Source organism: Clostridium malenominatum, from assembly GCF_039521365.1.
Taxonomy (GTDB): Bacteria; Bacillota; Clostridia; order Clostridiales; family Clostridiaceae; genus Clostridium_AW; species Clostridium_AW malenominatum.
On the sequence record NZ_BAAACF010000001.1, the window covers coordinates 1,871,942 to 1,896,108 of the forward strand.

The window sequence follows — 24,167 nt, forward strand, 5'->3', positions numbered from 1 at the left end:
AAAATATAGGAGGGTATATATGAATTATAATAATTTATTGTTGAAAGAAAATGACTCTATATTAACTATTACCTTTAATCGCCCAAAATCGTTAAATGCTTTGAATAGTGAAACCTTGAAAGAGCTTGAAGACGCAATAATTTATGCAAATAATAATCCTGAAATAAAAGGAATAGTGTTAACTGGTGGAGAGTGTAAAGCCTTTGTGGCGGGAGCTGATATTGTTCAAATGCTTCCATATAAAGCTGAAGAAGGAAGGGATTATGCATCCTTTGCACAAAAGGTTTTTAACTACATGGAGTCTATAGAAAAACCTGTGATTGCTGCAGTTAATGGCTATGCTTTAGGTGGTGGATGTGAACTTGCCATGAGTTGCGATATAAGAATCGCATCAAACAAAGCAAAATTTGGACAACCTGAAGTAAACCTTGGAGTTATACCTTGTTTTGGTGGCACTCAAAGGTTGACTAGATTAGTTGGCGTAGGCATGTCTAAGGAATTAATTTATACTGGACGATTAGTTGATGCTTCAGAAGCCAAGGCCATTGGTCTAGTAAATAAAGTTGTTCCTTCAGAAGATTTATTGAAAGAAGCTTATGCTATGATGGAAAGTATTATTAATAAAGCTCCTTTAGCAATAAAATACTCTAAAATTGCTATTGATAGAGGTAGTAATATTGATCTATATAATGCATTGGAACTTGAAAAGAACTTGGCAGCCCTTTGTTTTGCTTCAGAAGATAAAAATGAGGGCATGGGAGCTTTTATTGAAAAGAGAACTCCTTCTTTTAAAAACAAATAAAAAAAGAAAAGTTGTAGAAAAATTTCTACAACTTTTCTTTTTTTTATAATATTTTGTTAATTGGCAACTTGAATTACCCTTATATATCAATAGAAATATAGCTATTGTAGAAAATTTTCTACAATTTATAAAATACTCTACACTTTTTTCAATTTTTTTACTAATATTTTAACTTTTATTTCCTCTTCTTCAATGATAATTGATATTTTTTCTACAACCAGTACTTATTGGCACAATTTATGCTTATATAAAAATTGAATATTTTTACAAGTAATAGTTATGATTTTAACAATGATTAATGGGAGGTGTAATTATTAAAGTATAGTACATTTCTAAAACTTATATCAAAAATAATAATAGGAGGTTCAATAAATGTTAAGTATTATCGGTTTATTAATAGGGTTAGGATTATTAGCTTTTCTAATCATGAAGGGTTATCACATTATTATAATAGCAATTTTATGTTCTGCTATAGTTGCATTAACAGGTGGATTAAACTTATATACTGCTATAACTGATACCTATATGGCTGGTTTCGTATCCTTTTTCAAGTCCTATTTTCCTGTATTTTTAGTAGGTACAATCTTTGGCAAGTTTATGGAAAAAACAGGAGCCGCTGCTTCCATAGCCCATTTAATAGTATCAAAGCTGGGAAAAGGCAAGGCAGTTCTTGCAGTTTCATTGGCCTGTGGTATTTTAGCCTATGGTGGCGTAAGTGTATTTGTTGTTGGTTTTACAGTTTATCCCATAGCTTTTATGCTATTTAAAGAAGCAAATCTTCCCCGTAGATTTATTCCAGGAACTATTATTTTTGGTTCTATAACCTTTGCAATGACTTGTCCTGGCACCCCACAAATCCATAACATTATACCAATTAAATTTTTAAACACTACCCCAATGGCAGGAACTACTGTTGGATTTATAACCGCTATATTTATGTTGGTTGTTGGCCAAATATGGTTAGAAAAAATGATTAAATCCTCAGTATCTAGTGGTGAAAAGTTTATCCCTAGGGCTTCAGATAATATAAGCAACAATGATAAAGAACTTCCCTCTGGGTTGCTATCTTTTATACCTCTTATAAGTTCAATTGTATTTTTAAATGCACTTAATTTCAAAGTCGAAGTAGCGGTTCTTTGTGGTAATATAATAGGTTTTCTAACTTTATACAAGCACGTAAATTGGAAAGAACTTTCTGACGACCTTGGTAAAGCTTCTGTGTCCGCCGTAGGTGCAATCGCGAACACTTGTGCCGTAGTAGGTTTTGGTTCTGTAGTAAAATCTGTTCCAGCTTTCACAATCTTAGTTGATGCAATTGTACAAATTCCTGGTCCTGTATTAGTTGGAGCTGCTGTAGGTGTATGTTTAGTAGCTGGAATTACCGGTTCTGCTTCTGGTGGCATGGGAATTGCTGTACCTTTATTAGCACCAATATATTTATCTCGAGGTGTTGCACCTGATGCTCTACACAGAATTTTAGCTATCGCCGCTGGAGGTCTAGATTCATTACCTCATAATGGTTATGTAGTAACTACCTTAAATGGTATTTGTGGAGAAAGTCATAAAGACGGTTATGCACCAGTATTTTGGCTCACAGTTGTTCTTCCAATAATAGCCACTGGATTAGCTATTCTTCTATTTACCTTATTCCCAAATTGGCCTTAAAAACATAAGTATTAATAGATATATGAGGAGGATATATATATGTGTAAAATAATTTCATCTAAAAAGGCTATAGATTTAATAAAAAATAACCAAACCTTGGCTATAGGAGGCTTTGTTGGCTTTACAATTCCTGAAGAACTATTAGTTACTCTTAAAGAAAAGTTTTTAGAAGATAAAAAACCTAACAATTTATCTATTTTCTACTGTGCAGGCATTGGCGATGGAAAAGAAAGAGGATTAAATCATTTGGCCCATGAAGGATTAATTGGCAAGTTATACTGTGGTCATATTGGACTAGCACCCAAATTAGGTGCCTTAGTTTCTAAGAACTTATTTCCAGCCTACACCGTTCCCCAAGGAGTAACGGTACATTTATTACGTGCCATAGCTGGTAAGAAACCTGGTGTTTTAACCCATGTAGGATTAAAAACCTTTGCTGATCCTAGGATAGAAGGCTGCTGTGCCAATGAACTAGCGAAAAAGGAATCTATTATAGAAATTATATCTATAGACAACAAGGATTATTTATTATATAAATCCTTTCCTATTGATGTTTGCTTTATAAAAGCTACTACAGCAGATACCCATGGAAGTCTAACTTTTGAAAATGAAGCGGTTTTTGCAGATCAACTTACTATGGCTGAAGCTACTAAAAATTCTGGTGGTATAGTAATAGCTCAAGTCGACAGAGTAACTGAATATGGAACCCTAGATCCTCACAGAGTTAGAGTTCATAGTCATTTAGTTGATTATGTTGTAATAGGAAAACCTGAAAATTCTCCACAATCCTTCTTATTTAAAGACTTTGTTCCAGAATGGACTGGTCAAATAAAAAGACCTTTAGATAGTTTTGAAAAAACGGATTTAAATGAACGTAAAATTTGTGGTAGAAGAAGTATTTTAGAAATTAAGAAGAACATGCTAGTTAATTTAGGAATAGGTGTACCTGAAGCTGTTGCCTCCGTTGCTAGTGAAGAAGGAATTTCAGACAAATTTACCTTAACTATTGAATCTGGAGTAATGGGTGGTGTTCCCGCTTCTGGTCTTGGTATAGGTGCTACTTATAATCCTGAAGCTATTCACGAACAAGGCTCTATCTTTGATTTATATGATGGTGGTGGAATCGATGTAGCTTGTCTAGGCGCAGCTGAAATAGATGAAAAAGGTAATGTAAATGTTAGTAAATTTTGCGGTAGAGTAGTTGGACCTGGGGGCTTCGTTAACATATCTCAAAATACAAAGAAGGTTATATTCTGTGGTTCCTTTACAGCTAAAGGTTTAGAAATAAAAGTTGAAGATGACAAACTTAAAATTATGAAAGAAGGCACTAACAAGAAATTCAAAACCAAAGTTGAACAAATTACTTTCAGCGGAGAATATGCTAATGATTCTGGGCAAGAAGTTTTATATGTTACTGAAAGAGCTGTATTTAAACTAACTAAAGCTGGTCTCATGTTAATAGAAATTGCCCCTGGTATAGACTTAGAAAAAGACATTCTCTCTAATATGGAGTTTAAACCTTTAATATCTGAATCCTTAAAGGAAATGGATGTAAGAATATTTAAAGATGAACTAATGAATATAATTCTTTAAAATTTTATTTTATAATGAGGAGGTTTTATAAATGAAGTTTGATTTTACTAGTGAACAAATTATGGTAAGAGAAAGTATTAAAGCTTTTGTAGAAAATGAAATCGCACCTATTAGTGCAGAAATTGATAAAACCCACAAGTTTCCTAGAGAAACCTTTAAAAAATTAGGTAAATACGGTTTTTCTGCTCTAACCTTTCCAAAGGAATATGGAGGAGCTGAGGGAGATGAAATATCTAAATCCATAGTTCTTGAGGAAATAGCTAAAAAGTGTGGTGCTACTTCAGCAATTTTATCCGTTCATTACCTTCCAATTAATTTAATATTAAAATTTGGAAACGAAGAACAAAGGAAGAAATATCTTCCTAAAATGATTAAAGGAGAATGGATTGGGGGTTTTGCATTGACTGAACCTAATGCAGGTTCCGATGCTTCCAATGTACAAACTACAGCAGTATTAAATGGAGATGAATACATTTTAAATGGAACTAAATGCTTTATTACTAACGGCGGTGAAGCAGAAATTTATATAATTCTTGCTATGACAGATAAAAGCAAAGGAACTAAGGGGATGTCTGCTTTTATAGTAGAAAAAAACACTCCTGGTTTTACCATAGGTAAAATAGAAGATAAAATGGGCATACGCGCTTCTTCAACTGCGGAATTGATTTTTGAAAACGTAAAAATACCTAAGGAAAATTTGTTAGGTAAACTTGGAGAAGGCTTTAAAATTTCCATGGTGGGATTAGATGGTGGAAGAATAGGCATAGCGGCTCAAGCTTTGGGAATTGCCCAGGGCGCTATGGAAGAAACAGTAAAATATCTTCAAGAAAGAGTTCAATTTGGGAAACCATTATCTAAATTCCAAGGATTACAATGGTACTTAGCTGATATGGAATCCAGAATAGATGCTTCAAGACTTCTTGTTTATAATGCTTCATATTTAAAAGATAGTGGTAAACCTTTTACCAAAGAAGCAGCTGTTGCTAAATTATTTGCTTCTGAAACAGCAATGTTTGTAACTCATAAGGCCCTTCAGCTTCACGGTGGATATGGATTTATGACGGATTATCCTTTAGAAAGAATGCTTAGGGATGCTAAAATTACAGAAATATATGAAGGAACTTCAGAAGTAATGAAGATGGTCATTGCCAATCAAATTATTAAATAATGCTTTTTTAAGGAGGATTAATAGATGAAAATTGTAGTTTGTATTAAACAAGTTCCAGATACTAACGAGGTTAAAATCAACCATGAAACTGGAACTTTAATAAGAGATGGAGTACCTAGTATAATAAATCCCGATGATAAATATGCTTTAGAAGAAGCTTTACTTATAAAAGATAAATATGAGGACGTACATGTAACTGTGTTAACCATGGGACCTCCTCAGGCTGAGGCTGCATTAAAAGAAGCTATTGCTATGGGAGCAGATAATGCTATTTTATTAACTGATAGAGCCTTTGCTGGCTCAGATACTTGGGCAACTGCAACAATTTTAAGTGCTGCTATAAATAAAATATCAGATTACGATATTATATTTTGCGGTAGACAAGCAATTGATGGAGATACAGCACAGGTTGGACCAGAAATGGCTGAGTTTCTAAATCTCCCCCAAATTACCTATGTAAATAATTTAGAAGTTAATCTTGAACAAAGGGAAGTTATTGCTCATAGATCTGTTGAAGATGGCTACTATATTATAAAATCCCAAATGCCAGTTTTATTGACTGCAATAAAAGGATTAAACTCTCCTAGATATATGTCCACTTGGGGTATTTTCAATGGTATAGCAAATACTCCTATTACAAAATGGTCTTTGCAAGATTTAGATGTTGACACTACTCAAATTGGACTTAAAGGTTCTCCAACAAATGTATTCAAAACCTTCGTGCCTGTGCGAAAGTTTCATGGTGAAGTTATTAATGGAGCAAACAGTAAAGAGATAGCGGATAATTTAATATCAAAATTAAAAATTATGCAAATATTATAGGAGGAAATATATATGACTAGGTCAAAAGTAAATACTGGAATAAACATAAATGATTATAAAGGAATTTGGATTCTTGCTGAACAAAGGGAAGGTAAAATTCATCCTGTATCTCTAGAACTCCTAGGTATAGGAAGAAGCTTAGCAGACAAATTGAATGTTGAACTTACAGCTATACTTCTAGGTTATGATATGAAAAATTCTGCTAAAGAATTAATTAAATATGGTGCAGATAGAGTAATATTTAATGAGCATAAATTACTACACACTTATACTACTGATTTATATACCACTGTAATTTCCGACTTAATTTTAGAAAGAAAACCTGAAGCTTTTTTAATAGGAGCAACAACAATAGGTCGTGATTTGGCCCCTAGACTTGTAGGAAGAGTTGGAACTGGACTTACTGCCGATTGTACAAAATTGGATGTAGATGAAACAGACGGTAAAATACTTCAAACTCGTCCAGCCTTTGGTGGAAACTTAATGGCTACAATAGTTTGTAAAGATAATCGTCCTCAAATGTCTACTATCAGGCCTGGTGTAATGGAAAAATCTCCTTACAGCCCAAATAAGGAAGGTTATATAGAAGTTTTAAATCCTCTACTAAAGGAAGAAGATATACGAGCAAAAGTAATAGAAATCGTTAAAGAAGCTAAGGAAAAGGTTAGTTTAATAGATGCTAAAATTATAGTTTCTGGTGGCCGTGGTCTTGGTAACAAAGAAGGTTTTGAATTATTACAAAAATTAGCAAATAAACTAGGAGGAGTTGTAGGTTCCTCTAGAGCTGCTGTAGACAATGGTTGGATAGATCCTTCTCACCAAGTTGGACAAACTGGTACCACGGTAAGACCTAGTCTTTATATAGCTTGCGGAATTTCAGGGGCTATACAGCATTTAGCTGGTATGAGTGAGGCAGAATGTATTGTTGCCATTAACAAGAATTCAGATGCTCCTATATTTAAAGTAGCTAATTATAGTATTGTAGGTGACTTACATGAGATTATTCCATCAATAATTGAATCCATAGATAATTAAATTTATAAAAGCACTAAAGGAATGGAATGCACTCCACTCCTTTAGTGCTTTTTAAACAATAAATTTTACACTATTATATATTAATCTGAAATTTGATGTATAATTTAATTATATCATTAATTGACAAAGGAGCGAATATTTATGAGCTATTCTTTTAAACTAATCCCTAAAGAAGAACAAAAAAGTAGTGTTTGGGCCGGCGGAAGTTCAACTCAATTAGCTATTTATCCTGAGGATGCTGAATATAGTAAAGTAAATTTTAAATGGAGATTGAGCTCCGCTAAAGTAGAAATTGTAGAGTCAAATTTTACACATTTACCTAAAGTAGATAGATACATAATGACCCTAAACGGCGATTTAAAATTAGACCATGGTGAGCATGGAAATGTAAATCTTAAACCCTTTCAAGTGCATAACTTTAATGGGGAGTGGACTACAAAAAGTTACGGCATGGTAACAGATTTTAATTTAATGCTTAGAGATGGGTGCAAAGGAAACATTTCTCCAATATTAATGGCCAGTAATTCAAATCATGTAATAGAAAAAAATTTATCCCAAATTGAAGCCTTTTACTGTGTAGAAGGAACTGTTACTATTCTAATAAATAATGAAGATAATATATCCCTTAACCAAAATGATTTACTTCTTCTTTATACTGATAATGAGGATATTATTGTTACTTTAAATTCTTTAGAAGAAGATTGTAAGCTAGTTAGAGCTCAAATTTATCAATAGTAACGATTATAATAAAAATCCAATTTAATTGGGTTTTTATTTTTTTATGAATTTAATTAAGATATACTATTGATTTTTACTTAAAGAATGATATAATAATTTCATAATGCATACTAAACATATAGGTATTATAGATATTATTTTAAAAGGAGAGTTTTTTATGAGTATTTTGATTTTTCCATTGTTAATATTATTTTTATATTTTTTAAAAGTTAAAAAAATAAGTTTTGGTAATAGAGTATTGATTTCTATGATCCTGGGAATTTTAGCGGGAATTTTATTTAAAGAAAATGTTAAATCCATAGAGATATTAGGTAAAGCATATGTAAATTTAATTAAAATGCTAGTAATACCCTTGGTTATTTCAACGGTTATAAACAGCATTGCATCCATAGAAGATCCAGGTAAATTAAAAAAAGTTGGATTAAAAACTGTAGGATGGTTATTAGCAACTACTGCTACCGCTGCTATAATTGGAATAATTGTATCATTAATTATAGACCCAGCATCAGGTATAGAGTTTGTAAAAGATTCAAACTATAAAGTTAGAGAAATACCTACTATATCTAATATAATATTAGATATGATTCCTTCTAATCCAGTTTCTGAAATGGCAAATGCTAAGATTATACCTGTAATTATTTTTTCAATATTAATAGGTATATCCATAACAATTGAAGGTGTTAAGCATCAATCTACTATAAAACCTGTTAAAGACTTTTTTAAAGGCTTTTCACAAATTATGTTTAGAATCACAAAGATTATACTTAAAGTTACACCTTATGGTGTGCTAAGTCTTATGGCTTCCGTATCATCAAAGTACGGATTAAATACGCTATTGTCTCTTGGTAAATTAATTGTTGTAGTATATTTAGCTTGTGCTATACAAGTAGTTTTAGTTCATGGTGGCCTATTAGCCTTCGTAGCCAAGGTAAATCCTTTAAAATTCTTTAAAAAAATCTACCCTGCTCAAGTTATAGCTTTTACAACTAGAAGTAGTTATGGAACACTGCCTATAACCATCAAATCCTTAACAGAAAGAGTAAAAATTTCTGAAAACATTGCAAGCTTTGTGGCTCCTATGGGTGCTACCATGGGAATGAATGGTTGTGGCGGATTGTATCCTGTTATTGTAGCTATGTTTGTGGCTAGAGTATTTAATATTCCTATGAACTTCTACAGCTATATCTTATTAATTTTAGTTACTACTATCGCTTCCATAGGTACCGCAGGAGTTCCAGGAACAGCTTCCATAATGGCTACTGTGGTTCTTGCAAGTATGGGACTTCCTGTAGAGGGAATCGCAATGGTTATAGGGATAGATACTTTCTTAGATATGGCCAGAACTGCCACTAATGTTACAGGTGCTTCTGTAGTTGCATTGTTAGTTGCAGAATCTGAGGGAGAGTTTAATCGAGAAGAATTTAACACAAATAAAACTGATAGCTTAGAATTAAGTATATAAAAAATCAAGGTAACTAATTGGACATATCTCCAACTAGTTACCTTTTTAATTAGCAAACCGCTATAATCTTTTCTTGCCAAGTATTTTTTCTATACATGACATATCCATATACACATATTATAAAATTACTAAAGCACATGGAAAACCATATGCCCGAGGGGCCAATTGTGGTAAAATACTTAAACATTAATATCATAGGAAGCCTCACAAACCAAAGTCTACCTACCTCCATACTCATGGAATACTTTGTATGTCCTGATCCTTGAAATATTCCCTGTAAAACACTAAATATGCCCATAAGAGGCATTGAATATGAAATATACTGAAGGTAAGTTATTCCTTGAGATATTACATCGGCGCTATCTCTTGATTGTATGAAGAAGTTAATTATTTGCTCATCTTTCCATATTAAAATAAAACATCCTATAGCTCCAAAAGTAATAGTTAATTTCATAGATTTTATAAAGGCTTCTTTTATTCTTTCTATTTGATTACAACCTAAATTTTGCCCTACTATTGCAGTCAATGCAGCTCCAATTCCCATAGCTGGCTGAGATACTAAAGAAGTTATTCTATTTACCATACCAAAAGCTGCAATCGTTGCATTTCCATAAGAAACAATAAAGCTATTTAAAACTATAAATCCTAAAGCTGAACCTGATTGTCCAATAGAAGAAGGTAATGCTACATCTACAATCTTTTTCACTATTTCCTTGTCAAATTTAAAGTTTTTAAAACTAAGCTTGATGTGCATGGAAGAATTAAACAACATATATATTCCTAAAACTGCAAGTATAGCTTTTGATAACAAAGTAGCTATAGCAGCTCCTGCAATTCCCATGTTTAATGTAAATATAAAAATAGGGTCTAAAATAACATTTAATATGGCACTGATTCCGCTAAGTATAGTTGGAGTTATAGTATTACCTTGGGCATTCATAATTGAACTATAGTTAAAAAACAGAAAGGTAACGGGCATATCTAAAAAAGTTATTTTCAAATATATATTACTAAACTCTCCTAGTTCTCCAGTTCCCCCCATAAGTTTAATTATAAAAGGGCTTAGTATATATCCTAATGCTGCAAAAATAATTGAGGCTATTAATGATATTGCTACAAGTTGACTTGCATATTTATTTGCTTCTTTATATTTAGATGCTCCTATTAGCTGTGATAGAAGTGATGTCCCTGCAATAGACAATCCAATACCTAATGATATAAATAAAAAATTAACTGGCCATACAAAAGAAGTAGCTCCAAATTGAACGGAACCTAATTTACTTACCCATACCCCGTCAGCTAAATTATAAAGAGTTTGAATTAAATTATTTATCATAATTGGTAATGATAAAGTGATAATTAATTTATACATATTTCCATTTAGTATAAGATTTTTTCTTTGATTTACTTCCATTTAAACTTCCTCTCATATTACTTATTATGCCACATTAATTATTATATCATTTAAGTAACACAAAATGGTAGCTAGATTTGTTCTAGCTACCATTTGATTAAATTTCTAAAGCTCTTCAATCTATAGTCCATTTACGATGTTATCTGGCTTTTCTCCATTAAGCACCTTTATCATATTATTCCAAGCTATTATTTGCATTTTTTTAAAAGCTTCAGTTGTAATTCCTGCAATATGTGTAGTTAAAATGAGTTTACTTGCAGCTTCTTCAGGCAAATTTAGCAATGGATGTTCTGGATGTGGTGGTTGAGGGCTAATGGTGTCTACAGCGGCTCCTTCTATTCTATTTTCTATTAAAGCTCGTGCTAAATCTTCTTGATTGATTATTCCACCCCTTGCAGTATTTATCAAAATTGCATCTTTTCTCATTAAATTAATAGTATCTTTATTTATTAAATTCTCCGTTTCCGGCATCAATGGCACATGTAAACTTATTACATCACATTTTCTTAAAATTTCTCCTAATGGCAAATAATCTATTCCTAAATCTGTTTCTACATCTATTGGTTTTCTAAATGGATCATAATAGCTTATCTTACAATTAAAAGGTTTTAGCCTTTTAACCACTTCTTTACCTATATTACCCAAGCCCACAAGACCGATATGGCATGATTGTAATTCTCTCATTCCTCTTACTTCATAATCTCTATAATTTTCTTCAAAATTACCTTTCTTAATTTGTCTATCTGCTTCAACTGTACGTCTTAAAGATGCCAATATAAGTCCAATAGTATGCTCAGCTACAGCAACTTTATTTACCCCGCTAGCATTGCACACATATATTCCTGCTTCTTTTGCAGCTTCAGTATCAATACCATCATATCCAGCGCCCTCTGACTGTATCAATTTAACGGTTTTTAATTTATTTATAACATTTCTGCTAGCAGGAGATAGGGAAAGGAATAAAAATGTAGCATCTTTACTTTTTTCAATTAATTCATCCTCTGTATAAGGATTGTTTATATATACAAGTTCAAATCCTTCTGGAGGTTTTATTCCATACCTCTCAATCCTGCTTTTAGGACTACTTACAACAACCTTTATCATATTTAACCTCCCGTATATGAAACTTTAAAGCTTATTAAATACTACATAAGAGCTTCTAAATACCATTTTAACGACCAGTCTATATGTTCATTTAAAGCAATAATTAACTTCTCTAATTCTTTGTTTTTTATCAAACGCAATATTTCCATATGTTGTGAAATACTCTCTGCACTGGATCTAAAATTGAGATATGAAACATATTGATACAGTTTAATCTTTAAACCTATACTATTATATAAACCTTTAACATAGTCATTATCACATCTAGTGATTATTAAATTATGAACTTTCATATCTATTTCTGTGAATTCTCTTTCTTCTGCAATTCCCGCTTCAAATCTTACACTTATATCAGAGTATTTATTTAGTAGCTCCGATACTTCTAGTTCAGAAACATTATTGATTGAAGTTTTAACTGCTATGATTTCTAAAGCTTTTCTTACTTCAAAAATATCCTTTATTTCTTTAAAAGAAAACATTTTCACAATAGTTCCTATGCCATCTCTAGATTCTACAACCCCCTCAATTGCTAGCATTCTAATAGCTTCTCTTACCGGTGTTCTACTTATTCCTAACTCTTCTGCTATAAGGCTTTCGCTTATTAGTTGCCCAGGCTTTATGCCATTATTGAAAATTTTTAGTCTAATCGCATTGTAAGCCTCTTGAGCCAGGTTCTTCTTTTCATTTTTATTGTTTTTTTTAATCATATTTTTGTCACGACCTTTTTTAACTATTTCTATATATATTTTACATTATCTTTAAATATATTGCATTGCTTTTATATTCTATACTAATTCTAATTTGCTATTTTTCTTAACATAATCAACTAGGGCATCAGATACATATATATATTCAAGTTCTAATGTATTTTTTATTTTAACTATTTTTAAGTTATCTTTATCTGCATTTCTCAATACCTTTATAGCAATTTTCAAAGCCTCATCCTCATTTTCAGATATCAAAGGTATCTTGCAATCATCTATGCATTTTACTGCTATGCTATTAGCATATATTGACTCGTAATCTAGTTGTTCAAAAACTTTTCTAGTTATTATATCAAATATTCCCATACCAATTGCATTACCATGAGACTCCTTTGACACATCCAGTAGTATCATTTTATTAATTTTAGGTACCTCTAAAACGTATTCCTTTAAAATATAGCTTTTACCTAAAATATTTGGATCGTATCCTGCACCAGAAATGTTTTTACCTATCTCCTCTACTATCAGTATATCTATTTCTGGTATCATAAGGGTTGGCATATTTTGTCTTGCAACTTTAACCAATTCTATTTCCCGAGAAATTAAATTCTTTGATGGAATAAATTTAATTTTAGCCGTTTCATCATAGGCATTTTCTAATATACCAACGCCAAATCCCACATTAACCTTTTCCATTATAAGGGAAGCAGCTTCCTTTATAATGCTTCCAAAATTATCGAACTCTTCTTCATGTATAGCGGAACATCCCACATGATTTCCTAGTCCAATTACTAGCATTTTACACAAACCACTTTGTATATCCGCCACAAAATCTGTATGAAGTTTAATTCTATTTATAGGCACTATTACATCCGCTGAGGCAGCTACTTTATCAAAGTAAATATCAAAGCCTTTTTTTGTTTTACCAAGATGCATAACATCAGTTTTTGTAATAACTGGAACCCCCATATATTCTTCAGTTATACCATAGCCGTAGAGTACTTCTCTTTGCCCTTTCTCTGTTCCACCACCATGGCTTCCCATAGCTGAAACTATAAAAGGTTCTCCCCCCATTTCCTTAATTTTATCTATGGTAAGCTTTACTATTTGCTGTATATTTTTTATTCCCCTGCTGCCAACAGCAACGGCTACCTTTTGACCTGGTTTAATTATAGATACTATAGATTCCTTTTTAGCCTCAAAATTTATCGTTTCCTCTATACTATCTAACTTTTCTCTATTAAAGCTTTGCCTTACCTTGTGCATATTAGGTAAAGGCATATTTAAGTCTTCTTCTAACAGTATTGGCATTTATTTCACTCCTTTAGCTCTTACCCCTTTATAAGTTTAACAAGGAACATAGTTGTTGGTTCGAAATAGGTTGTTAACATAAGAATTACTAATAATGCTCCTATTAATAGTTTAAGGTATTTCATCATTTGCTCCATTTTTACTCCAGCTACGGCTTGGGCAACAAATAAGTTTATACCATACGGTGGTGTTACAAATCCTATAGCCAGATTCATAGTTAACATTACACCAAATTGAGTGGCTGTCATGCCAAGTTTTGTTACTATTGGTAGTAATATTGGAGCTAATATAATTGTTGCTGGTATATTATCAATAAAACATCCTACAGCTAATAATAATAGGTTTATAAGTAATAATAACAAGAATTTATTTGATGTTACACTAAGCATAGCAGTAGCAAGTTTTATAGGTATTTGTTCCATGGTTAAAAATGCTGCAAATACAGCTGATAATCCAACCATAAACACTGTAGCACCATTTATCTGCATACTATCGAATAATGCTTTATAAATATCTTTAAATTTCATTTCTTTATATACAAACACACTTACGAAGGTTGCATACACAACAGATACAACTGCCGCTTCCGTAGGGGTAAATATTCCTGCATATATTCCTCCTAAGATAATAACTGGAGTTAGTATTGCCCATATTGCATCCTTAAAAGCTATCCATAATTCATCAAAGGTTAATGGCTTAGCATTTTTATCCCCAAGAATTCCACTTTTTTTAGATACTATATGATTTACAACCATAAGTCCTAAGCCCATGGAAATCCCCGGAATCAATCCAGCTATGAATAAATCTCCAATGGAGCTTCCCGTAACAACTCCATATAATACAAAAGGAATACTAGGAGGAATAATTACACCTATAGTACCAGCACTTGCAGCTAATGCAGCACTATAAGCCTTATTATATCCCCTTTTTTCCATTTCAGGTATCATAAATCCGCCAATTGCAGCTGTTGTTGCCATGGCAGAACCGGATATAGCTGCAAAAAACATACAAGCTATAATGGTTACTAACCCTAAGGCACCTGTTCTTTTTCTTAACAATAGATTGAAGAATTCAATAAGTCTTTTAGCAACTCCTCCTGAACTCATTAAGTTTCCAGCAAGGATAAAAAATGGTATCGCCATCAATGGAAATGAATCCGCCCCTGCTACAGCATTTTGGCTTATCATTACAAGAGGTATATCAGAAAAACCTATCATAGTTAATAATGTAGCAACACCTATTGCATATCCTATTGGCACTGCTAAAAACAACAATCCAAAGAATGAAGAAAATAGAAATATAGTAGATGTCATAGTGACTCGCTCCTTTCATAGTTTTTAAATACCTTTATTTCTTCGTATATATTTCCAAGAATTCTAAACAGGATTACTAAAGAACTTAAAGGCACACTCAAATATACAAGATATAAAGGAATTCTCATACCAGAAGATAATACTCCCCTTTGAATCATCTTATCAACCAATTGAAAACCGTAATTTACTAAGAATATATTAAAGGCTAAAGTTATAATATTTCCTATCATGTTATAAATAGCCTTTGCTCTTCCTGTTAATTTGTCTCGTACCATTTCAATAGATATATGTTGTTTATCCCTAAAAGCTAAGCTTGCCCCTAGCCAAACCTGCCAAATAAATATATATCTACATAACTCCTCGCTCCAGGAAAGTGATGAATTAAACACATACCTCATTACTACTTGTATAAATACTATTATTACTGTGAAAGCCAAGCTTCCGACTAACAAATATTCCTCTGCTTTATTGTAAAAATCTTTAACTTTAATAAGACCTTTCATTTTATCACCCCTAATATATAAATAAATTTTTAATGTGGCTGGAATGCATCTAAATAACTTAATATGATTTTAGATCCTTCCAGCCACATTATTTCAAGTTCAAATTACTTATTTATATTTTGCCAATGAGTTAAATATCTCTTCTCCCATTTGCTTTTTGTATTTTTCATACATTGGGGAAACTGCATCTGCAAATTTTTTAAGATTTTCAGGAGTTACATCGTTTACTTTCATTCCTGCTGCTTCTAACTTTTTAATATATTCCTCGTTTCCTCCGTCCTCTTGAGCAATTTGCCATTCTGTTAACCACTCTTTTGCTCCCTTATCAAGTATAGCCTTATGTGCATCGGATAAACTGCTATAGAAATCTGCATTTATAATATTTGCACAGAATCCATAAACGTGGTTAGTTTTACTGAAGTACTTTTGTACCTCTTGGAATTTTGAGTCAAAAATTAATGACGCTGCGTTTTCTTGTCCATCAACGGTTTTTTGTTGTAGGGCTGTAAATAATTCACCAAAACTTATAGGAGTTGGGTTTGTTCCAAGTAGTGTAAACATATCTATAAATATTGGACTTTCCATAACTCTCATTTTAACACCCTTTAAGTCTTCTGGTTTTGTTATAGGCCTTACGTTGTTTGTAATGCTTCTCATTCCATTGAAGCTATAGCCCATATTTTTTATTCCAACCTTATCTAATTCTTTATTAAGCAAATCTCCAGCTTCTCCATTAAGAGCTTTAAATGCATTCTCAGTACTACTGAACATAAAAGGCATGTCTAAAGCACCAAATTTAGGAGAATACATAACAAGTGTGGATGTGGAAGGTAATGCCATATGAAGTGTTCCTAGTGCTACAGATTCAGTCATTTGAACGTCTCCACCTAACAATGCATTAGGATAAACTTCAACTTTTAATTCCCCACTGGATTCCTTTTCCACATAATCAGCAAATTTCATGGCTGCCTGTGTTTGCGCATTGGATTCTGGAGCTATTAAACCATACTTAATTACAATTGTCTTTTTAGATTCATTACCCTTAGCTTCTCCTGTACCGCTGGTGGTGTTTGTTTTTCCGCTACAACCTGTTGCTAGTACTAATGACATTGCTAATAGTGCACTTATTAACTTTTTCATTTTCATTGATATGCCTCCCCATAATTATCTTTTTAAATTATCTTTATAACAAACTACTTTAAGGCGCTTGTTCAAGCGTCAATTAATTGATAATGAATCTTCATATTTTATCCACTTGTTTATTTATCTTATAATATTTCAATATACCCCTGATCAGCATCTATTCTAATTCTGTCTCCATCCTTTATAGCTTCATAAAATTCATCTTCTACCTTATCTACCATAGGAACTTCCATTATAATGGCACTAGAAACTAAAACAGTTTCTGGATATTTTATAATCATACCTTTAGGACAATTACCTTTCATATTAAGCTGATATAATCCATCAGCTTGTACAACTGAACTGCCTTTTCCACTTGGGAAAATTAAAATTTTATTGGCAATGGATTTTCCTTCTAAGGAATGGGCTGGTTCTATAACTGTGCCAGTACTTGGATCAATTAAGTAAAACATAATATCATCATTAGATATTATCACTTCTCCCTCAACAACACCTTCTGAAATTTTATGACAGCTAAATTTTCTTTTAGTCATGTTATATTACCTCCCCAGTTAACACTGCTTCAATGCAGGTATCTAAATCTCTAATAACAAAATTAATTCCCCTACGTTTTGGATAATATGCACATTTTGGTGATTCTGTAACACCTATCTTGCCATTTAAATGCCTCCAACAGGGTTGGTCTGGGCAAGTATCTGGTACTATGTTTCCTCCAGCCTTTTCAATTACAGCAGTTAACCCCATCCTATCTGACATTTCCTTAACGTGACTTGATGTTAATATCCACATTTCTTTTTTTAATACCTTTCCATGAAGTTTTGATGCTATATGTCTTACTTGTTCAATTGTAAAGTGAGGGCATCCAAACATTGCAAAATCAATTTTTCTGTTTCCTTCTAGTGATATTTCCTCTAAGATTTCCTTTAAGTCCTCATTTGTGATAACTACTTTTCTCTTAGGTTCTTTCCCTCCAAATGCTGCTTCCACAGTTGGAGCTTCAGGTGTAAACCCTAGGATATGATACATTCCATATGCCCCAGATGTATTTAATTGGGCACCTAAATTTGTTAAAGATTCTTTTGATATATGCTCTGGAAGTCCAACAAAAACAGGAATGCCTTTACCTATTTTTTTACCCATGTAACCAAGTAGATGATAGTCAAAATCTGTTCTCATATCTGCTTGAACTTCTACAAGGATATCTCCTTTTCTATTTTCCTCATATAATAGACCATATTCTGGAACAAAACCTGTAATTGCTGCACATAATGCACTATTTGCTCCTTCTCTATTGCTTCTTGCACCCCAAACGGAATTAACAAAAGGTGTTGCACTGGACTCAGAAAAGGCTACTACCTCGCCAAAATGCGGTACATTGGTATCGATGTATGGAGTACAATTATAAGATAAAACAGCACCTAATCCTTTATAGGCTTCATGTGTTCTATGCATTAAATCAGCTGCTTCCTTTGATACCATATCCTTGTCCTTAAAAAAAGACAAACAAAATCCTGGATTAACAGTAGGTGCTACTCTACATTTTGCCCCAGCCTTCAATAACCTTTCTGCAAACCATAAGTCAGCCTCTTGATTACTTAACGCCACATGGGCTCTAGTTATAGGCACCATCCTAGGTGAATCAAAGGACTCCCCTATGGCTACCTGAATCTTCATTGCCAATGCTGTGCCTTCGCCATACTTTCCATCCAACATATCCTGTTGCTCTCTTGTTAGTTGCATTATTAATCCCCCTTATATACTAAATTTACATTTCTTAGCTGTATACATCTATTATAATAGGTGTATTTGAAAATGTAAATAGCAATTTAGTAATATCCCATTCCAATATTTCGTCATTTTTTTACAAAAATAGAAAGCTACATTGCTGAATTAATAAGCAATGTAGCTTCCTTTCTTTATTTACTGTTATTTATTTCATAGTCTAAAACATAAGTGCCCCTATAACTCCTAGTATAAGTAATGGTATATTGTAATGTAGGAACGTAGGTACACAAGTATCCCAAATATGGTCATGTTGACCATCGGCATTTAGGCCAGCCGTTGGTCCAAGTGCTGTGTCAGATGCAGGAGAACCAGCATCTCCTAAAGCACCTGCAACTGCAATTAATAAAATAGTAGACTTTACGCTAAATCCTACAGCAGATGCAAGCGGTACATATATAGCTGCAAGAATTGGTACTGTTCCAAAGGAAGTTCCTATACCCATGGTTACAAGTAATCCTAGTAATAGCATGACTGAAGCAGCTATCAATTTGTTTCCTCCCATCATACCAGCCGCCGCAGTTACTATATGCTGAACGCCACCAGTTTCTCTAATTACTGATGCATAGCCTGCAGCAACTAACATTACAAATGCTATTAATCCCATCATTTTAATTCCGCCGTTTAACAATTCATCTAAATCACTCCACTTAATAGCTTTGGCTATTAACATGATACCTATACCAACAACTGCTCCTAATGGTAATGAACCAAATTTTAATTGAATTCCGAGTGCCGCAACTCCTGCAACTAATGTAGCCAAGTGAGCTGATGTTACTTTAATTTCAACTTTCTCCTTTACAGCCGCAGCCAATTGTTCTGACTCGGCTATAGCTACAACTCCGTATTCTCTTGGCTTTCTATAAGTAAAGAAAGAAACAATAAGACCAATTAACATAGCAAGTCCACCAATCCAGTTTGCTTTCCAAACCATATCTAAAGTTACATTCATTCCATTAGCTATCATCTGATCTTTTATTATACCATGAAATATTAGTCCATAACCTATTGGTAAAGTAATATAGGGAGCCTTTAAACCAAATGCCAAAGCACAAGCCGCTCCTCTCCTATCCATTTTTAATTTGTCCATAAGTGATAGTAATGGTGGGATAAGAATAGGTATAAATGCTATGTGTACTGGTATTACCGTTCCAGATAAACAAGCCACAAAAGCAAATATAAGCAATAAAGTAATTTTTCTTCCCTTAATCCACTCTGCTATTTTCATAGATAAAATTTCCGCTGCACCAGTTTTGTGTATGGCTGCAGCTAAAGTACCAAGTAAGATATAGCTTAAAGCTGTTTCTGAATTACCGCCCATGCCCCCAATCAGCACACTCATTGTTTTAGAAATCGGCATTCCTGCCGTAACTCCTCCAACAATAGCAGCCACAATTAATGAAAAAATAACATTTAACTTTAAAAGACAAAGTATTGTCATTGCTAAAACCGATAATACTACAGGATTTGTTAACATGAAAATTACCCCCCTTTTTTAATGTTTATGTGAACATATAATGCAGTTAAAAGTAACAGAAAATTAAGAATATTTTTCTTATAATCCATGTTATTTATCTTCTATTTAATCTATAAAATTAAAAAATCAAATACACAATGGGCGTTGCTATAATTAAAGAAAGAACTACCCTTTCAAACCATATAATCACTATATCCTTTAAGTTAATAGGAATGTCTGTTGACAAAATGCAAGGTACTGATGCCGATAAGAATAATATTTCAGATATACAAACTATTGCAATTATAAATCTTGTACTAAATTCCGCCCCCGCGGCTATAATAGCAGGTACATACATATCTGCCAAGGTTATAGCACTAGCTTTTGCTGCTAATAATGGATCTGGTATTTTCAGCATTGCTGTAAAAGGATAGAATAAATATCCACCAATATCAAATATTTTTGTATATTCTGCTGCTAATAGTGCAAGGACACCTATGGACATAATGTTTGGACCAATATTTATGGCAAGTTTAATACCATCCCTTAGATTAGTTTTAACATTGTGTAATAACGGAGGAGCTTTTTCCATGGTCTTCATCCCCTCTTGCCAAGCCCTTTTAATAATATCGCCTTTCTCTTCTGACTCCAAATCAGGTTCCACATTATTATAGTAAGTTTCTGGTTTTTTACTTAAAGGATATATTGCCGCCGTTATAGCTGTCACAATGAATGTAACCACCAGAGTAATCCAGAAAAAAGCGCTCCAATATTCCATAATTCCTAAAGTATTTGCAACAATAATCATAAAGGTTGCAGAGACAGTAGAAAATCCTGTTGCTATGATGGAAGCTTCTTTTACATTATATTTTCCTTCCTTATAAACTCTATTGGTAACCAGTAAAGCTAAAGAATAACTCCCTACAAAAGATGCTACTGCATCAATTGCGGAACGACCTGGGGTTCTCCATATAGGTCTCATTACAGGTCTCATAAATACTCCTATAAATTCCATTAACCCATAGTCCACAAGAAAAGCTAAAAATACAGATCCTATTGGAACAATGGCAATTACAGGTACAACAACAACTTTAAATACATACGGTACCATTTTAGGATCTAACAAAAATGCAGGTCCTACATTAAATATAGCTATGAATGCTGTTATTAAGCCTAATATATTTAGTAAAGAAAACACTGTAGTTGTTTTATTTTTGTTCCATGTTTTATTTGCAAAAGGCAGTATAGTACCTACGGTTATCATAATACCGCCATAGACAGGTATAAAATAAGGTATTTTTCTAATCCATGTAACAATATGGTCTATTGGAATTGTCTTTTTACCTGCAAAGGTAATTGAAGCAAAAAACATGAAAATACCAATTAAACTATAAACGATCAATTTTATTCCGTCCATGCCTGTACTCGTTTTCCTAGGTTTTTTCTTAATGACCTCCAATTTAAACCTTCCCCCCTCTATATACAATGCTTATACTTACTTATATTCCCAGCAATTATTATGCCACCACTATTTTCTTTTTAAACTACTATATTTTAATGATATCATGTAAAGGAATACATAAACGGATGCATAAATTCTATGCACTTCTACATAAAGCCTTGAAAATAAAAGCAAAAAAATTTTGCATGTGCATAAAATTCATGCATAGCTTTTATTATTTAATTTAATTCTCCTATTACTCCTTCTACAACTTCTACTAAGCTATTGCTAGTAACCAGTTTGTAGCATTTATTAATATCCAAATACATTACTCTATCATTTTCTAAAACAGCAACTTCCCCTCTAACTTTGTTATAAGCAGCTTTTGTAGCAGGAGATAATTTTTCTACTTCTCCAAAGTCTATTGCTTGAGCAGCAGTCATTACTTCTATAGCTAAAACATTCATTACATTATTTAAAATTTCTCTAGCTTTTCTAGCTGAAATTGATCCCATACTTACGTGGTCTTCCTGATTAGCGGAAGTAGGTATAGAATCCACACAAGCTGGGTGAGCTAATACTTTATTTTCTGAAACCAATGCAGCTGCAACATACTGCGGAATCATAAAACCACAATTTAATCCACCCTTTTTAACTAAAAATGCTGGTAATCCACTTAAGCTTGGGTTTACAAGCCTTTCAATTCTTCTCTCACTTACATTTGCAAGTTCTGCTACGGCAATTCCAAGAAAATCAAAGGCTAGTGCCATAGGCTGTCCGTGGAAGTTTCCACCAGATATAACCTGTTTATTTTCTGCAAATATTAATGGATTATCTGTAGCTGAATTTATTTCTGTGCTAACTCTATCAATTACATATTCTATGGCATCTCTACTAGCACCATGAATTTGTGGAACACATCTTAGTGTATAGGCGTCTTGAACTCTTATCTCTCCTTGTCTTGTGGTTGATTTACTTCCTTCCAGAATTTTCAACATATTTTTTGCACAATTAATTTGACCTTTATGAGGCCTTACCTTATGAACTTTTTCATCATAAGCATCTATTATTCCATTTAGAGCTTCTGATGTCATTGAAGCTGCTATATCTGCTAATTTTGTAAGATTTTTCGCATCATAAGCTGCTAATGCTCCAACAGCTGTTAGTACTTGAGTACCATTTATAAGGGCTAAACCTTCCTTAGAAATTAACTCTACCGTATCTATTTCAGCTCTTTTCATAGCTTCCTTACCAGACATTAATTCTCCCTTATATGTAGCTTCACCTTCGCCAATCATAACTAAAACCATATGAGATAATGGGCACAGGTCACCACTGGCACCAACGGAACCTTTTTCTGGTATTGTTGGATGGACTCCCTTATTTAGCATTTCTATTAAAGTATTTAATGTACTTAATCTTATACCTGAGAATCCTTTTGCCAAAGCGTTAGCTCTAAGTAGCATGGCTGCTCTTACTACCTCCTCTGGATAAGGATTACCCACTCCGCAACAATCACTTAAAATTAAATTTCTTTGAAGTTCTTTAGTTTCTTCCTTTGATATACTAACATTTGCAAACAACCCAAAGCCTGTGGTAATTCCGTACACAACTTCCTCATTGTCTACAAATTCATCTACAATTGATCGTGATTTTTCTACTCTTTCAATAGCTTCTGGGGTCAACTCAACCTTATAATTTTCCCTTGCAACCTTCACAAGCTCTTCTAAGGTTAAACTATTACCATCAATATAAATAGCATTCATTTATAACTTCCTCCTTTTATATAACATTAAAATATAGGTTTCCTATTGTACTTCATCCAATAAGTTATTTTCAATAATTTGACCTAAAGAAAAATCATGAACCTTCAAATAATACTTCACAACTTCTTCTAATGCTTCCATTGGCACAGGTCCAACTAACTCTGCTCCTGCTATTGTAACTCCATATCGCTCTGCTTCTGATTTAACTGCTTCCATTACTCTATGAATTGGAGTTTTTGTGTAATTAGTAAGATTCATAGATACTTGTACCATTTTTTTATCAGTAATACTTAAGCCAATAGCCCTAACATAGCGAAAGCCTCCACTAATATGTCTCATGGCTTTTGCAATTTTGTTAGCTATTTCCACATCCTCAGTATTTAAATTAACATTAAATGCTACTAATGAAAATCTAACACCAGTAACCATAGCACCAGATTTAGCATTAAATTCTGCTGGCCCTTCATCTGGCATCCATTCAGGATTTTTTAACTTTTCTTCGAGGCCTTCATATTGACCTTTTCTAATATTAACCAAACTTTCTCTTTCAGGTTTTAACGCAGCATCTTCATAATAATAAACAGCAACTCCTTGTTCTCCCATATATTTACCAAAACTTCTTGCCATCTGAATTGCCTCTTCAGTAGTAACACCTTTTATTGGAACAAATGGTACTACATCAACTGCACCTATTCTCGGATGACTTCCAGTATGTTTTGTCATATCTATAAGCTCCACTGCTTTGCTAGCTAATTTTTTTGTACACTCTAGCATAATATTAGGCTCTCCAATATAGGTAAACACTGTTCTGTTATGATTCTTATCAGAATTTACATCAATAACCTTTACTCCTTTAACATTTGTAATAGTTTTTTTGACTTCTTCTATTACTTCCAAGTTCTCTCCTTCACTTATGTTTACTTCACAAAGTATAATTTTCATTTT

21 protein-coding genes are annotated in these 24,167 nt (G+C 33.0%); 8 read left to right on the forward strand and 13 right to left on the reverse strand.

What is annotated here, in order from left to right; all coding sequences use genetic code 11:
* Positions 1-19: 19 nt before the first annotated feature.
* The 8 genes from ABDZ69_RS09525 to ABDZ69_RS09560 all read left to right on the forward strand — a co-directional run bounded on the left by ABDZ69_RS09525 (position 20) and on the right by ABDZ69_RS09560 (position 9,285).
* Positions 20-802, forward strand: a complete 783-nt coding sequence (locus ABDZ69_RS09525; RefSeq protein WP_343769095.1) for an enoyl-CoA hydratase-related protein — start codon at positions 20-22, stop codon at positions 800-802.
* A 372-nt stretch (positions 803-1,174) separates the two neighbouring features.
* Positions 1,175-2,467, forward strand: coding sequence for a GntP family permease (locus ABDZ69_RS09530; RefSeq protein ID WP_343769097.1), 1,293 nt, complete (start codon positions 1,175-1,177; stop codon positions 2,465-2,467).
* Between the two features lie 39 nt (positions 2,468-2,506).
* A complete protein-coding gene (locus tag ABDZ69_RS09535; RefSeq protein ID WP_343769098.1) occupies positions 2,507-4,060 on the forward strand; it encodes an acyl CoA:acetate/3-ketoacid CoA transferase in 1,554 nt (517 codons plus the stop codon).
* A gap of 31 nt (positions 4,061-4,091) precedes the next feature.
* Positions 4,092-5,228 carry an acryloyl-CoA reductase gene (gene acrC / locus ABDZ69_RS09540; RefSeq protein WP_343769100.1) on the forward strand — a complete coding sequence of 379 codons (1,137 nt, stop codon included), beginning with the start codon at positions 4,092-4,094 and terminating at the stop codon, positions 5,226-5,228.
* A gap of 24 nt (positions 5,229-5,252) precedes the next feature.
* Positions 5,253-6,050 carry an electron transfer flavoprotein subunit beta/FixA family protein gene (locus ABDZ69_RS09545; RefSeq protein WP_343769102.1) on the forward strand — a complete coding sequence of 266 codons (798 nt, stop codon included), beginning with the start codon at positions 5,253-5,255 and terminating at the stop codon, positions 6,048-6,050.
* A 12-nt stretch (positions 6,051-6,062) separates the two neighbouring features.
* Entirely contained in the window at positions 6,063-7,085 is a 1,023-nt protein-coding gene (locus ABDZ69_RS09550) for an electron transfer flavoprotein subunit alpha/FixB family protein (protein WP_343769103.1), read from the forward strand.
* A gap of 141 nt (positions 7,086-7,226) precedes the next feature.
* Positions 7,227-7,820, forward strand: a complete 594-nt coding sequence (locus ABDZ69_RS09555; protein ID WP_343769104.1) for a HutD/Ves family protein — start codon at positions 7,227-7,229, stop codon at positions 7,818-7,820.
* Positions 7,821-7,980: 160 nt separating this feature from the next.
* Entirely contained in the window at positions 7,981-9,285 is a 1,305-nt protein-coding gene (locus ABDZ69_RS09560; protein ID WP_343769106.1) for a dicarboxylate/amino acid:cation symporter, read from the forward strand.
* Positions 9,286-9,334: 49 nt separating this feature from the next.
* On the opposite strand, the gene ABDZ69_RS09565 is transcribed toward ABDZ69_RS09560, so the two are convergent.
* From ABDZ69_RS09565 to ftcD, 13 genes are all read right to left on the reverse strand, one after another.
* The gene (locus ABDZ69_RS09565; protein ID WP_343769107.1) at positions 9,335-10,699 is read right to left on the reverse strand and encodes an MATE family efflux transporter; all 1,365 of its coding nucleotides are present in this window, start codon (positions 10,697-10,699) and stop codon (positions 9,335-9,337) included.
* Positions 10,700-10,819: 120 nt separating this feature from the next.
* Positions 10,820-11,803, reverse strand: coding sequence for a 2-hydroxyacid dehydrogenase (locus ABDZ69_RS09570; protein ID WP_343769109.1), 984 nt, complete (start codon positions 11,801-11,803; stop codon positions 10,820-10,822).
* Between the two features lie 41 nt (positions 11,804-11,844).
* Entirely contained in the window at positions 11,845-12,510 is a 666-nt protein-coding gene (locus ABDZ69_RS09575; protein ID WP_343769110.1) for a GntR family transcriptional regulator, read from the reverse strand.
* Positions 12,511-12,588: 78 nt separating this feature from the next.
* On the reverse strand, positions 12,589-13,818 hold the full coding sequence (locus ABDZ69_RS09580) for a nickel pincer cofactor-dependent isomerase, group 22 (RefSeq protein ID WP_343769112.1): 1,230 nt from the start codon (positions 13,816-13,818) through the stop codon (positions 12,589-12,591).
* 20 nt (positions 13,819-13,838) lie between these two features.
* Entirely contained in the window at positions 13,839-15,131 is a 1,293-nt protein-coding gene (locus tag ABDZ69_RS09585; RefSeq protein WP_343769114.1) for a TRAP transporter large permease, read from the reverse strand.
* Entirely contained in the window at positions 15,128-15,634 is a 507-nt protein-coding gene (locus ABDZ69_RS09590; protein WP_343769115.1) for a TRAP transporter small permease, read from the reverse strand. The genes ABDZ69_RS09585 and ABDZ69_RS09590 overlap by 4 nt, the downstream gene beginning before the upstream one ends.
* 108 nt (positions 15,635-15,742) lie before the next feature.
* A complete protein-coding gene (locus ABDZ69_RS09595; protein ID WP_343769116.1) occupies positions 15,743-16,780 on the reverse strand; it encodes a DctP family TRAP transporter solute-binding subunit in 1,038 nt (345 codons plus the stop codon).
* A gap of 122 nt (positions 16,781-16,902) precedes the next feature.
* On the reverse strand, positions 16,903-17,310 hold the full coding sequence (locus tag ABDZ69_RS09600) for an aconitase X swivel domain-containing protein (protein ID WP_343769118.1): 408 nt from the start codon (positions 17,308-17,310) through the stop codon (positions 16,903-16,905).
* A gap of 1 nt (position 17,311) precedes the next feature.
* Complete coding sequence (locus ABDZ69_RS09605; RefSeq protein WP_343769120.1) at positions 17,312-18,517, reverse strand: aconitase X catalytic domain-containing protein; 1,206 nt, start codon at positions 18,515-18,517, stop codon at positions 17,312-17,314.
* Between the two features lie 202 nt (positions 18,518-18,719).
* The gene (locus tag ABDZ69_RS09610; RefSeq protein WP_343769121.1) at positions 18,720-20,036 is read right to left on the reverse strand and encodes a Na+/H+ antiporter family protein; all 1,317 of its coding nucleotides are present in this window, start codon (positions 20,034-20,036) and stop codon (positions 18,720-18,722) included.
* 118 nt (positions 20,037-20,154) lie between these two features.
* Positions 20,155-21,432: a YjiH family protein gene (locus ABDZ69_RS09615; RefSeq protein ID WP_343769123.1), complete on the reverse strand. Its 1,278-nt coding sequence runs from the start codon at positions 21,430-21,432 to the stop codon at positions 20,155-20,157.
* A gap of 263 nt (positions 21,433-21,695) precedes the next feature.
* A complete protein-coding gene (gene hutH / locus ABDZ69_RS09620; protein WP_343769124.1) occupies positions 21,696-23,222 on the reverse strand; it encodes a histidine ammonia-lyase in 1,527 nt (508 codons plus the stop codon).
* Between the two features lie 42 nt (positions 23,223-23,264).
* Entirely contained in the window at positions 23,265-24,164 is a 900-nt protein-coding gene (gene ftcD, locus ABDZ69_RS09625) for a glutamate formimidoyltransferase (protein WP_343769126.1), read from the reverse strand.
* Positions 24,165-24,167: the final 3 nt, after the last annotated feature.

What these genes read in the sequence shown, in the direction of transcription:
- ABDZ69_RS09525 (WP_343769095.1), top strand. Translation starts at nt 20, where the DNA reads ATGAATTATAATAATTTATTGTTGAAAGAAAATGACTCTATATTAACT.
- ABDZ69_RS09530 (WP_343769097.1), top strand. Translation starts at nt 1,175, where the DNA reads ATGTTAAGTATTATCGGTTTATTAATAGGGTTAGGATTATTAGCTTTT.
- ABDZ69_RS09535 (WP_343769098.1), top strand. Translation starts at nt 2,507, where the DNA reads ATGTGTAAAATAATTTCATCTAAAAAGGCTATAGATTTAATAAAAAAT.
- acrC (WP_343769100.1), top strand. Translation starts at nt 4,092, where the DNA reads ATGAAGTTTGATTTTACTAGTGAACAAATTATGGTAAGAGAAAGTATT.
- ABDZ69_RS09545 (WP_343769102.1), top strand. Translation starts at nt 5,253, where the DNA reads ATGAAAATTGTAGTTTGTATTAAACAAGTTCCAGATACTAACGAGGTT.
- ABDZ69_RS09550 (WP_343769103.1), top strand. Translation starts at nt 6,063, where the DNA reads ATGACTAGGTCAAAAGTAAATACTGGAATAAACATAAATGATTATAAA.
- ABDZ69_RS09555 (WP_343769104.1), top strand. Translation starts at nt 7,227, where the DNA reads ATGAGCTATTCTTTTAAACTAATCCCTAAAGAAGAACAAAAAAGTAGT.
- ABDZ69_RS09560 (WP_343769106.1), top strand. Translation starts at nt 7,981, where the DNA reads ATGAGTATTTTGATTTTTCCATTGTTAATATTATTTTTATATTTTTTA.
- ABDZ69_RS09565 (WP_343769107.1), bottom strand. Translation starts at nt 10,699, where the DNA reads ATGGAAGTAAATCAAAGAAAAAATCTTATACTAAATGGAAATATGTAT.
- ABDZ69_RS09570 (WP_343769109.1), bottom strand. Translation starts at nt 11,803, where the DNA reads ATGATAAAGGTTGTTGTAAGTAGTCCTAAAAGCAGGATTGAGAGGTAT.
- ABDZ69_RS09575 (WP_343769110.1), bottom strand. Translation starts at nt 12,510, where the DNA reads ATGATTAAAAAAAACAATAAAAATGAAAAGAAGAACCTGGCTCAAGAG.
- ABDZ69_RS09580 (WP_343769112.1), bottom strand. Translation starts at nt 13,818, where the DNA reads ATGCCAATACTGTTAGAAGAAGACTTAAATATGCCTTTACCTAATATG.
- ABDZ69_RS09585 (WP_343769114.1), bottom strand. Translation starts at nt 15,131, where the DNA reads ATGACATCTACTATATTTCTATTTTCTTCATTCTTTGGATTGTTGTTT.
- ABDZ69_RS09590 (WP_343769115.1), bottom strand. Translation starts at nt 15,634, where the DNA reads ATGAAAGGTCTTATTAAAGTTAAAGATTTTTACAATAAAGCAGAGGAA.
- ABDZ69_RS09595 (WP_343769116.1), bottom strand. Translation starts at nt 16,780, where the DNA reads ATGAAAATGAAAAAGTTAATAAGTGCACTATTAGCAATGTCATTAGTA.
- ABDZ69_RS09600 (WP_343769118.1), bottom strand. Translation starts at nt 17,310, where the DNA reads ATGACTAAAAGAAAATTTAGCTGTCATAAAATTTCAGAAGGTGTTGTT.
- ABDZ69_RS09605 (WP_343769120.1), bottom strand. Translation starts at nt 18,517, where the DNA reads ATGCAACTAACAAGAGAGCAACAGGATATGTTGGATGGAAAGTATGGC.
- ABDZ69_RS09610 (WP_343769121.1), bottom strand. Translation starts at nt 20,036, where the DNA reads ATGTTAACAAATCCTGTAGTATTATCGGTTTTAGCAATGACAATACTT.
- ABDZ69_RS09615 (WP_343769123.1), bottom strand. Translation starts at nt 21,432, where the DNA reads ATGGACGGAATAAAATTGATCGTTTATAGTTTAATTGGTATTTTCATG.
- hutH (WP_343769124.1), bottom strand. Translation starts at nt 23,222, where the DNA reads ATGAATGCTATTTATATTGATGGTAATAGTTTAACCTTAGAAGAGCTT.
- ftcD (WP_343769126.1), bottom strand. Translation starts at nt 24,164, where the DNA reads ATGAAAATTATACTTTGTGAAGTAAACATAAGTGAAGGAGAGAACTTG.